The following is an 11,128-nucleotide window of genomic DNA, read 5'->3' as shown; positions in this document are numbered from 1 at the left end:
CGGTGGCCCCCGTTAGCGTTGAAATATGAGTACCTGGAACACCCTTCCCCGCGCAGCCTTCGACCTCGAAACCACCGGCCGCAACTCGCGTGCGGCCCGGATCGTCACCGCATCGGTCACGGTGGTGGACCACAAGGGAGACGTCATCACCGAACACGAGTGGCTGGCGGACCCGGGGGTTGAAATTCCCACCGAAGCCAGCGATGTCCACGGCATCACCACCGAACAGGCCAGGCGTGACGGCAGGCCTGCCCACGAGGTGACGCAGGAGCTCGCGGCCGTACTGCAGGGACTGTTCGACGACGACGTACCCGTTATCGCCTTCAACGCCAGCTACGACTTCACAGTGCTCGCAGCCGAATCAGCGCGTTACGGGGTTCCGCAGCTGACCCGGTTTCCGGTCCTGGATCCCTACATCATGAACAAGCAGGTGGACCGCTACCGCAAGGGCAAGCGCACCCTCACGGCGTTGTGCGAGGAGTACGGTGTGGTCCTGGACAATGCCCACACTTCAGCCGCTGATGCACTGGCAACCCTCCGGGTCCTGGACGCCATGGCCGGCAAGTTTCCCAAACTCAGCATGCCGGCCAGCCAGCTGCACCAGCTGCAGGTGGACTGGGCCGGGAGCCAGGCGGCGGATTTCCAGGGCTACCTCCGCAAGACCAAGCCCACTGCCGTCATTGAAGGCGACTGGCCCGTGCTTCCACCCCAGGATGCCAGCACTGGCGGCTTCTAGGAGGGCCGTTTTCTCCGCGAGATATCAGTCACATCGCTTAATAAGTTTGCTGACTTTTGCCTTACCGAATTCGCTGCAGGCCTGCCCTGGCACTGCTCACGAGCGTCGATGCAGGGCTTCTGACGAATTTCCTTCTGTAAAGCAGCAAGAAGTGCGTCAGTTCTTCATCTAACGGGTACAAAACGCCGTAGTGAGACAATAAAGTTTTGCGGTCACCCCTGCCCTGGCCTTGCTTGACCAGCACCGGGCAGGTGCCAGGCGCCACCAGCGCAGCCTTGCGGCCCGGTTGACTTATGACTCAATGAAAGCGACAACCTGATGAAAATCAAAGCGATGAAGTGGCTGACAACCGCTCCCGTGGCAATCGCCCTGGCGGTTTCCCTGGCAGCGTGCGGTTCAGGATCTGCCGAGCCGAGCGGAACGCCCACGGATGCCCTCGCGGGCAGCGACCAGCAGACGCTGGACAAGTACACCACCGCCAGCGTCACCCCGATCGACCAGATCGACAAGACCAAGCTTGGCCTGAACACTGAAGGCAAGCTCGAGGTAGGCACCCTCTCGGATGCCCCGCCGAACATCTTCATTGACCCCTCGGGCAAGTTCACCGGCTACGACAACGAACTGCTGCGCGCCATCGCCGGCAAGCTCGGCCTCGAGGTCGAATTCGTTGCCACGGACTTCTCCGCCCTGCTCTCCCAGGTTTCCACCAAGCAGTTCGACGTCGGGTCCTCCTCCATCTCCACCACGGATGCCCGCCGCCAGAACGTCGGCTTCACCAACGGTTACGACTTCGGCTTTATGGCCGTCGTCGCCAAGACCGACAGCGGCATCAAGGGCTTTGCGGACCTGAAGGGCGATCTGCGCATCGGTGTGGTCCAGGGCACCGTCCAGGATGACTACGTCACCAACACCCTCAAGCTCGAGCCGATCCGTTTCCCGGACTACGCCACTGTTTACGCCAACGTGCGAAACGGCCAGGTTGATGCCTGGGTGGCCCCGTCGCAGCAGGCCACCGGCCAGGTCAAGGAAGGCGACGGCACCGCCATCGTCGAATCCGTCGTCAACACGCAGAACTTCACTGCCTACGCCGTGGCCAAAGACAACCAGCCGCTGATCGACGCGCTGAACTCCGGCCTGGACGCTGTCATCGCCGACGGAACCTGGACCAAACTGACCAAGGAATGGTACCCGGACCGCGAGATGCCGACCGACTGGAAGCCGGGCAGCAAGGCCGCCACGGTTCCCCAGAGCTGATTGAGCCGGGACGTTCATGGATCTCTTGGACCAGCTGGCTGACACCTTCTTCAACTGGGAGGAAATGGCCAAAGTCATTCCCGCCCTGCTTATGGTGGGTTTGCCCAACACCCTGATATTGGCCGTTGCCTCCGGCATCCTCGGCTCCCTGCTGGGACTCGGCCTGGCCATGATGGGGATCTCGCGCAACGCGGGAGCCCGTTGGGTGGCACGCATCTACACCGATATTTTCCGCGGCCTTCCGGCCATCCTGGTGATCCTGGTCATCGGCATCGGGCTCAGCCCTATCGCCCGGGAAATTACCGGATCGAGGAACCCCTACCCGCTGGGCATCCTTGCACTGACGCTGATCGCGGCCGCCTACATCGGTGAGATTTTCCGCTCCGGCATCCAGAGCGTGGAGAAGGGGCAGCTGGAGGCATCGCGGGCGTTGGGATTCAGCTACGGCAGTTCGATGCGCCTCGTGGTGGTGCCGCAGGGCATCCGGCGCGTGCTGCCCGCACTGGTGAACCAGTTCATCTCGCTGCTGAAGGATTCCTCGCTGGTGTTTATGCTCGGCCTCGCTGCTTCCGACCGGGAGATCTTCCGGATCGGCAACGACGCCATGGCGAACACGGGAAACCTCTCACCATTGGTGGCAGCCGGGGTGCTCTACCTGATCCTGACCGTCCCGCTCACCCACTTCGTGAACTTCATCGACCACCGGCTGCGTACCGGCAAGCCGGAAAAGAAGGAACCGGATGAGCTGGCAGCACCTATCGGCAAGGGGGCACAGGCATGACGGAATTCGCTTCCGGAACCCTGACCGGCAAGAACCTGCACCTCTCGTTCGGCCATAACCATGTTCTGCGCGGCATTGACCTGCACGTGGAGAAGGGCACCACGGCTTCGGTGATCGGCCCGTCCGGTTCCGGCAAGTCCACGCTCCTTCGGGTGATGAACCGGCTGATTGAGCCGGACCAGGGCGACATCCTCCTCGATGGCCGCTCAGTCCTGAAGGACAACCCGGACGAGCTCCGGCAGCGGATCGGCATGGTGTTCCAGCAGTTCAACCTGTTCCCGCACAAAACAGTGGTGGAGAACGTGTCCCTGGCGCTGCGCAAGCTGCGCAACCTGCCCAAGGACCAGGCCCGTGCCGAGGCCCTGGAGCAGTTGGACCTGGTGGGCCTGAGGCACAAGGCCGATGCCCGCCCGGCCAACCTCTCCGGCGGCCAGCAGCAGCGCGTTGCGATTGCCCGCGCACTGGCCATGAAGCCGGAAGTGATGTTCTTTGACGAGGCCACCTCCGCGCTGGACCCCGAACTGGTCAAGGGTGTCCTCGCGCTGATGACCGACCTCGCAAAGGGCGGCATGACCATGGTGGTGGTAACCCACGAAATGGGCTTCTCCCGCAACGTGTCGGACATAGTGACGTTTATGGATGCCGGTGTGGTGGTGGAGTCGGGTCCGCCCGAGAAGATCTTCAGCGCCCCGGAAACCGAGCGCCTGAAGGGCTTCCTCTCGGACGTCCTGTAACTCCTGGAGCATCAAAGGAAAATCCCCGGTTGCGGAATGCAACCGGGGATTTCCTTTTGTCCGCGCCTAGATGGCATGTACCGGCAGTTCCACGCTGCGGGATTGCCGTTAACTGCCACCTCGCGGAGTTTAAACGGACGACGGCGGGACGCGCCCTGGTCTCTAGCCTTGGGCGGCTGCGGCAGCCTTCGCGGCGGCGGGCAGGGCGTCGAAGATCCGGTTCATGGCCGCGTCATCGTGCGCGGCGGACAGGAACCAGGCTTCAAAGACGGACGGCGGCAGGTAGACGCCGGATTCCAGCATGGAGTGGAAGAACGGCGCGTACCGGAAGGCTTCCTGTGCCTGGGCGTCGGCGTAGTTGTGGACGCCGCGGGCCGAGGTGCCGAAAGCCACCGAGAACAGGTTCCCGGCGAACTGGATGGAGTGGTCCACTCCCGCGGCGTCCAAGGCATTGGACAGGGCCGAGGACAGTTCCAGCGAACGGACATCGATGAAGGAGTAGACGTCGCGGGTGGCATGGGTCAGGGTAGCGACGCCGGCAGCCATGGCTACCGGGTTTCCGGAAAGGGTGCCCGCCTGGTACACGGGGCCAATGGGGGCGAGGTAGTCCATCACGTCGGCACGCCCGCCAAGGGCCGCCGTCGGCATTCCTCCGCCGATGACCTTGCCGAAGGTGAGCAGGTCCGGTGTCCACGGCTCGGCCGCATCCGCCGCGCCGCCGGTGAGGCCCCAGTAGCCGGAGTAGCCGGTGCGGAAGCCGGTGAGGACCTCGTCCACAATCAGCAGCGCGCCGTGCTCCCGGGTGATGCGGGACAGGCCGAGGTTGAAGCCTTCCTCCGGCGTGACCACACCCATGTTGGCCGGTGCCGCTTCGGTGATGACGGCGGCGATGTTCGGGCCGTGGGTAGCGAAAGCTTCCTTGACGGCGGCGAGATCGTTGTACGGCAGCACCAGGGTTTCGGCGGCGGTGGCTTCGGTGACGCCTGCGGAACCCGGCAGGGCGAGCGTTGCCACGCCCGAGCCCGCGGCGGCGAGAAGGCCGTCCAGGTGGCCGTGGTAGCAGCCGGCGAACTTGATGATCAGGTTGCGGCCGGTGAAGCCGCGGGCCAGCCGGACAGCGGTCATGGTGGCTTCGGTGCCGGTGGAGACCATCCGGAGGCGTTCGACGGCGGGCACGCGTTCCTTGACGATTTCCGCCAGGTTCGCCTCGTCCGGGGTGGATGCGCCGAAGGAGAGGCCGCGGTCCACAGCGGCGTGGACGGCGTCCAGCACGGCGGGGTGTGCGTGGCCGAGCAGCGCCGGGCCCCAGGAACAGACCAGGTCCACGTATTCCTTGCCGTCAGCGTCCGTCAGGTACGGGCCCTTGGCTGAAACCATAAAGCGCGGCGTGCCGCCCACGGACCCGAAGGCGCGGACCGGCGAGTTCACCCCGCCCGGCATCAGCTGGCGGGCGCGGTCGAAGAGTGCCTCGTTGCGAGGATTGCTGGAAGTCATGGATCCTATTCTCTCAGTTAGCCGGCAGCTCAGGTGCCGAGCAGTTCCGCAACGCGGGGCGCCACGGCAGTACCCAGCAGCTCGATGGAGCGCATCATCGCGGAGTGCGGCAGCGGGCCGTTGCTGTACTTGAAGTCGAAGCGGTCCACGCCCAGGTTCTGCTTGAGCTGGACGATTTTTTGCGCCACGGTTTCCGGCGACCCGACATAGAGGGCGCCCTCCGGAGCGCACAGGGCCTCGAACTCGCCCCGCCCGGCTGGTCCCCAGCCGCGTTCTGCTCCGAGTTTGTTCCGCAGCTTCAGCCAGTGCGGGAAGAGTTCCTCGCGGGCCTGTTCGTCGGTGTCGGCCACGTGGCCCGGCGAGTGCGTGGCGACCTGCTGCATCGGGTGGCCGTACTTCGCCATGGCCTCCCGGTACAGGTCCACCAGCGGCCGGAAGCTGCGCGGCTGCCCACCGATGATCGCGAAGATGATGGGGTAGCCGTACTGCGCGCAGCGGAGCACGGATTCAGGCGTGCCGCCCACGCCGATCCAGGTGGGCAGCAGGTGGTGTTCCAGGGGCGGGTACACGCTCAGCCCGGCGAGGGCGGGCCTGGTGCGGCCCTCCCAGTGCACCGGCTTCTGCGCCCGCACCTTGTCGAACAGTTCGAGCTTCTCTTCGAACAGGACCTCGTAGTCGGCCAGGTCCAGTCCGAACAGCGGGAAGGATTCGATGAAGGAGCCCCGTCCCAGCATCACCTCGGCCCGCCCGTTGGAGAGGGCGTCCACGGTGGCAAATCGCTGGAATACCCGGATGGGATCATCGGAGCTCAGGACCGTGACGGCCGAACCGAGGCGGATCCGGGTGGTCCGGGCCGCGGCCGCAGCCAGGAAGACCTCGGGCGCGGACACCGCATAGTCCTTGCGGTGGTGCTCCCCCACCCCAAAGGCGTGAAGTCCGACGGCGTCCGCCAGTTCCGCCTGTTCCAGCAGCTGGCGCAGCACCCGGGCATGCGGCTGAGGGCTGCCGTCGGGGTTCTCGCCAACGTCGCCGAAGGTGTTCAACCCCAACAGGATCCGCTCAGGGCCCACCGGCGCTGTGGGGCTGGCCGGGACTTCGCTCATCAGGACTCCTTCAGCCAGCCGGCCAGTTCGGCGGCCCAGTAGGTCAGGACCATGTGGGCCCCCGCACGCCGGATGCCCAGCACCGATTCCGTGATGGCTGCACGGCGGTCGATCCAGCCGTTGGCGGCGGCAGCCTCGATCATCGCGTACTCCCCCGAAATCTGGTAGGCGGCCACCGGGACCGGGCTCATGGCGGCCACATCGGCAACGATGTCCAGGTAGCTCATGGCCGGCTTCACCATCACCACGTCCGCTCCCTCAGCGAGGTCCAGTTCCACCTCCCGGAGAGCTTCGGTCCGGTTGCCGGCGTCCATCTGGTAGGTCCGCCGGTCACCCTTGAGCTGCGAATCCACCGCTTCCCGGAACGGGCCGTAGAAGGCCGATGCGTACTTAGCGGCATAGGCAACAACCGAGGTGTTGGTGTGCCCGGCCCGGTCCAGTGCCTGCCGGATGGCGGCCACCTGGCCGTCCATCATGCCGGAGGGGCCAAGCATGTGGGCGCCGGCGTCGGCCTGTGCCACAGCCATCCGGGCGTAAATCTCAACAGTGCGGTCGTTGTCCACGTAACCGTCGGCGTCGAGCACCCCGCAGTGGCCGTGGTCCGTGAACTCGTCCAGGCACACGTCGCTCATGATCACCAGGTCGTTGCCGACCTCCGCCCGGACATCCCGGATGGCCTTGTTCAGGACTCCCTCAGGATCGAGGGAGGCGGTCCCCTCCGCGTCGCGGGTTTCGGGGATGCCGAACAGCATGATTCCGCCCAGGCCCAGCTCAACGGCTTCCGCCGCGGCCCTTTTCAGCGTGTCAGTGGTGTGCTGCACAACCCCGGGCATCGACGTGATGGGGTTGGGTTCGGCCAGGCCCTCACGGATGAAGGCGGGAAGGATCAGCTCGGCCGGCGCCAGCCGGGTTTCGGCGGTCAGCCGCCGCATGGCCGGAGTCGTGCGCAGGCGGCGGGGGCGTTGGCTCGGAAATGTCATGTTCGACGTCCTTCACGTTGTCTCTGGAATGTGTTCGTACCCGCCGGCGGCTGTCCGCAACGTGGCGTGCCTCGGCCCGTCAACCCGGGGCGAGCGCCGTTTCGACCGCGGCCACCAGACCCTGCGGCGTTGGCTCTGCGGCGATGGCCGCCACGGGAAGGCCAAGCGCGGCGGCCTGCTCCGCCGTCGACCGTCCAATCGCCACCAGCCGGCAGCCGTGGAGCGGCGAGAGCGCATGGATCCGCCGCACGGCACTGGGCGAGGCGGCCACTACCGCGTGGATGAGTCCGGCAGCGATGTCCGCGGCCGCCGCTTCCGGCGCCAGCAGGGAGTACGACGGCGGCACCTGGCCGGGTCCCGCGTCCTCCGCCGGGATGGCGAGCCTGCGCTCCGCTGCCGCCGGGTACTCGACGGTGCGGTAGGCGGTGACTGCCGTGACGAGGCAGCCTGCCGCCCTCAGCCCTTCGGCGAGGCGCGCCGGCGCGATGTCCGCCTGGGGCAGGAGGACCTTCCCGGCACCGGCCGGCCATACCTCCAGGAGCCCAGCTGCCGACTGTTCGTCCCGGGGCGTCAGTTCCACCGGCAGGCCGGCGGTTTCCAGCAGCCGCCGGGTCGCCGGTCCTACGGCTGCGATCCGGGTGCCGGCGGGGATCCACTGCCGCAGGCTGAGGCCGCGTTCGGCGGCCTTGGCCAGCAGGACATGCACTGTGGTGGCGCTGGTGACCACCAGCCAGTCGAAGGCTCCGGCGCCCAGGGCGTCGCAGGCCACGTCCAGCGAATGCTGGTCCGCGGCGCGTTCAAAGTCGATCAAGGGCAGCAGCACTGCCTGCGCGCCCGCCTCGTGGAGGGCCGCCACCAGCGGCAGCGATCGTTCCGGGCTCCGGGTGATCAGGACACGGACCCCGTCAAGCGGCTTGCCGGGCATGCTCAACAACCCCCGCGGGCTGGGTTCCGGTGGCGTGAAAGCAGTCCCATGGCGGGCTCAGGAAGCCTGCAGGTCTGCGATGTCGGCGGCACCGGCGGCCAGGAGGACCTCGGCGAGTTCGATGCCCAACAGAGTGGCGCCCACTTCCGTCAGGCCGTCGGTTGCCCGCTTGTCCCTGACCGACGCGGTGCCGTCCACCGCGCACACCACGGCTTCAAGGTGGAGCATGCTGCCCTTGCGGTAGGCGTACGCGCCTACCGGGGCGGCGCAGCCTGCTTCGAGGCGGGCGAGCAAGGCACGTTCGGCAGTGACAGCCAGCCGGGTGTCCGGGTCATCAAGGGCGGCCAGCGCCTGGGCCAGGACTTCCTTGGACCCTTCGCTGGAGCCCGGGCGCGGCGGAGCGTCCGCGGTGCGGCATTCGATGGCCAGCGAGCCCTGCCCTGCGGCGGGAAGCATCACGTCCGTTTCGAGGAACTCGCTGACGGCGTCCAGCCGGCCGATCCGTTCCAGCCCGGCCGCGGCCAGGACTACGGCGTCGAGGTCGCAGGACTTGCCCGGAACCACCTGGTCCGCGGTGTTGCCCGGCAGCCCGGGCACCCTGCCAAGCCGGGTGTCCACGTTGCCGCGGATGTCCTTGATGTCCAGGTCCGGGCGGGCGGCGCGGAGCTGGGCGGCGCGCCGGGGTGAACCGGTCCCGACAGTAGCTCCGGACGGGAGATCGGCGAGCTTGAGCCCGTCGCGGGCACACAGGACATCGCGGACGTCCACCCGCTTCGGAGTGGCCGCCAGGCTGAGCCCCACTGCGGCGCCGGTGGGCAGGTCCTTGAGCGAATGGATCGCCACGTCGCACTCGCTGCGCAGCAGCGCATCGCGCAGGGCGGCGACGAAAACGCCCGTGCCGCCCATCTGGGACAGGGAACCGGTGAGGACGTCGCCATCGGTCCTGATGTGGACAAGCTCCACGGGGAAGCCTCCGACGGCGGCGAGCTGGTCCGCCGTCTGCTGCGTCTGGGTGAGCGCGAGCTTGCTGGCGCGGGTTCCGATGCGGACCGTCACGGCTGCGGCGCTCCCCCGGCAGTATGGGACGCGGCCGCGGCCTGGCCTGCAGCTGTTTCGCCCGGGTAGGGATCGTGGCCCGTGCCCACGGTGGTGTCCGCTCCGGCGATGGTGGGCTTTTCCCCGCGGAAGTTCGCGCAGCATCCCGGCCGGCACACGTCGTACCAGGGACCAAGGGCGGTTACGGCGGGACGCTCGCTGATGTTGTTGGCCACGGTCCGCTCGGAAATCAGGTCCACGAGGCCGTTGACGAACTTGCGGTGCGTGCCGGGGGTGGGCACCCGGGTGGCGGCAAGGCCAAGGTTGGCGCAGGTTTCCAGCGCTTCGGTGTCCAGGTCCCAGACGACTTCCATGTGGTCGCTGACGAACCCGAGCGGCACAATAACAATGCCCTTGACGCCCTGGCCGGCCAGTTCCTCGATGGCGTCGTTGATGTCCGGCTCCAGCCACGGCACGTGCGGGGCTCCGGACCGGGACTGGTACACCAGGGACCAGGGGGCGGTCAGGCCCGTTTCCTCTTCGACGCGCTGCATCACTGCGGCGCCGGTGGCAAGGTGCTGGGCGACGTAGGCCGAACCCTCTTCGAATTCGCGCGGTTCACCCTCTGAGCGGCCCGCCGCTTCGGCGTCCCGCGTGGGGATGGAGTGGGTGGCAAACAGGATCTGGACCGGCGCGTCGGGGGTGCCTGCGGCGGCGAGCTCTTCGCGGACGGAAACCAGGCCGGCGGCGGTGCCTTCGATGAAGGGTTCCACGAAACCGGGGTGGTCGAAGTACTGGCGCACCTTGTCCACCTCGAGCCGGCCGTCCAGGCCGGTTTCGGTCAGCGCCATGCCGATGTCCTCGCGGTACTGGCGGCAACTGGAGTAACAGGAGTAGGCACTCGTGGTGACCATCAGGAGGCGGCGGTGGCCGGCGTCGTAAGCGTCCTGCAGGGTCTGCGGGATGTACGGTGCCCAGTTGCGGTTGCCCCACAGCACGGGCAGTTCGATGCCGCGTGCGGCCAGTTCAGCCTCGAGGGCCGCCTTGAGCTCACGGTTCTGCTGGTTGATGGGGCTGATGCCGCCATTGGCCCGGTAGTGGTGTGACACTTCCTCGAGCCGCTCGTCCGGGATGCCGCGGCCGCGGGTGACGTTGCGGAGGAACGGGATCACGTCCTCCTGGCCCTCGGGCCCGCCGAAGGAGGCAAGCAGGACGGCGTCGTAGTTCTTCGGCGCCATCCGTCCCGCCTCCGTGACGGGGTTTACGGCGGTAACTTCGGCCGGATCCCGGGCTTCGAGCGGGCTCATGCGAGCACCTCGGCAACCTCTGCGGCGGAAATGCGGCGGCCGGTGTAGAAGGGGATTTCCTCCCGGACGTGGTTGCGTGCCTCTGTGGCGCGCAGGTGGCGCATGAGGTCCACCAGGTCCACAAGCTCGGGCGCCTCCAGCCCCAGGATCCATTCCCAGTCGCCCAGGGCGAAGGAGGAAACGGTGTTGGAGATGACCTGCGGGAAGTCGCGGCCCAGCAGCCCGTGGTCGCGGAGCATCTTGCCGCGCTCGGCCTCGGGCAGGATGTACCACTCGTAGGAACGGACGAACGGGTAGACGCAGAGCCATTCCGCCGGTGCGACGCCCCGGGAGTACGCGGGTGTGTGGTTCTTGGCGAACTCGGCTTCGCGGTGGACGCCCATGGCGGACCAGACGATCTCGGTTCCGGCGAAGAGAGTGCTGCGGCGGATGTCCCGGATTGCCTGCTGAAGGGCTTCGGGCTTGGGACCGTGGAGCCACACCATCACATCCGCGTCTGCGCGCATTGCGGAGACGTCATAGCTGCCGCGGTGTGTCACGCCGCCCTGGGCCAGCCGTTCGAGCAGCGCTTCGAAGTCGCCGGCAGCGTCAGCGCTGCGGATCAGGGTTTCGGAGCGCTTAAAGACCGTCCAGAGGGTGAAGAACTGCTCGGCTGATTCTTCGGTTTTAGTGACAGATTCGGCAGAAGTGTGGCTCATGGTTACAAGTTTGCCCCTTCGTACCCGCCAAGTCGAAACCAGCGAGTTCTACAACGCGTAGAAGTGGTTAAAGTCACAGCA

At 66.8% G+C, this 11,128-nt stretch carries 11 protein-coding genes; 4 read left to right on the top strand and 7 right to left on the bottom strand.

Features of this window, described 5'->3' with window-relative positions:
- Positions 1-25: 25 nt before the first annotated feature.
- From AC3A4Z_RS05565 to AC3A4Z_RS05550, 4 genes are all read left to right on the top strand, one after another.
- Positions 26-736 carry a 3'-5' exonuclease gene (locus AC3A4Z_RS05565; RefSeq protein ID WP_498710621.1) on the top strand — a complete coding sequence of 237 codons (711 nt, stop codon included), beginning with the start codon at positions 26-28 and terminating at the stop codon, positions 734-736.
- A gap of 318 nt (positions 737-1,054) precedes the next feature.
- On the top strand, positions 1,055-1,990 hold the full coding sequence (locus tag AC3A4Z_RS05560) for a substrate-binding periplasmic protein (protein ID WP_498710619.1): 936 nt from the start codon (positions 1,055-1,057) through the stop codon (positions 1,988-1,990).
- A 16-nt stretch (positions 1,991-2,006) separates the two neighbouring features.
- Positions 2,007-2,771 (top strand): amino acid ABC transporter permease, encoded by a 765-nt coding sequence (locus AC3A4Z_RS05555; protein WP_142038344.1) that lies wholly within the window; start codon positions 2,007-2,009, stop codon positions 2,769-2,771.
- Complete coding sequence (locus AC3A4Z_RS05550) at positions 2,768-3,505, top strand: amino acid ABC transporter ATP-binding protein (RefSeq protein WP_498710617.1); 738 nt, start codon at positions 2,768-2,770, stop codon at positions 3,503-3,505. Before AC3A4Z_RS05555 ends, AC3A4Z_RS05550 begins: the two co-directional genes overlap by 4 nt.
- 162 nt (positions 3,506-3,667) lie before the next feature.
- On the opposite strand, the gene hemL is transcribed toward AC3A4Z_RS05550, so the two are convergent.
- The 7 genes from hemL to hemQ form a co-directional block, all read right to left on the bottom strand.
- On the bottom strand, positions 3,668-4,999 hold the full coding sequence (gene hemL / locus AC3A4Z_RS05545; RefSeq protein ID WP_498710616.1) for a glutamate-1-semialdehyde 2,1-aminomutase: 1,332 nt from the start codon (positions 4,997-4,999) through the stop codon (positions 3,668-3,670).
- Positions 5,000-5,028: 29 nt separating this feature from the next.
- The gene (locus AC3A4Z_RS05540; RefSeq protein WP_498710614.1) at positions 5,029-6,102 is read right to left on the bottom strand and encodes an LLM class flavin-dependent oxidoreductase; all 1,074 of its coding nucleotides are present in this window, start codon (positions 6,100-6,102) and stop codon (positions 5,029-5,031) included.
- The gene (hemB, locus tag AC3A4Z_RS05535; RefSeq protein ID WP_498710612.1) at positions 6,102-7,082 is read right to left on the bottom strand and encodes a porphobilinogen synthase; all 981 of its coding nucleotides are present in this window, start codon (positions 7,080-7,082) and stop codon (positions 6,102-6,104) included. The genes AC3A4Z_RS05540 and hemB overlap by 1 nt, the downstream gene beginning before the upstream one ends.
- Positions 7,083-7,161: 79 nt before the next feature.
- Entirely contained in the window at positions 7,162-8,007 is an 846-nt protein-coding gene (locus tag AC3A4Z_RS05530; protein WP_498710611.1) for a uroporphyrinogen-III synthase, read from the bottom strand.
- 57 nt (positions 8,008-8,064) lie between these two features.
- Positions 8,065-9,063, bottom strand: a complete 999-nt coding sequence (hemC, locus tag AC3A4Z_RS05525; RefSeq protein ID WP_498710610.1) for a hydroxymethylbilane synthase — start codon at positions 9,061-9,063, stop codon at positions 8,065-8,067.
- Positions 9,060-10,349 carry a ferrochelatase gene (locus AC3A4Z_RS05520; protein ID WP_498710609.1) on the bottom strand — a complete coding sequence of 430 codons (1,290 nt, stop codon included), beginning with the start codon at positions 10,347-10,349 and terminating at the stop codon, positions 9,060-9,062. The genes hemC and AC3A4Z_RS05520 overlap by 4 nt, the downstream gene beginning before the upstream one ends.
- Positions 10,346-11,047, bottom strand: coding sequence for a hydrogen peroxide-dependent heme synthase (gene hemQ / locus AC3A4Z_RS05515; RefSeq protein ID WP_498710608.1), 702 nt, complete (start codon positions 11,045-11,047; stop codon positions 10,346-10,348). Before hemQ ends, AC3A4Z_RS05520 begins: the two co-directional genes overlap by 4 nt.
- Between the last annotated feature and the right edge of the window lie 81 nt (positions 11,048-11,128).

Source organism: Arthrobacter sp. Soil_C_49 (assembly GCF_057656635.1).
Note: the sequence above shows the minus strand (reverse complement) of the source record. Positions and strands in the feature narration are given on the sequence as shown.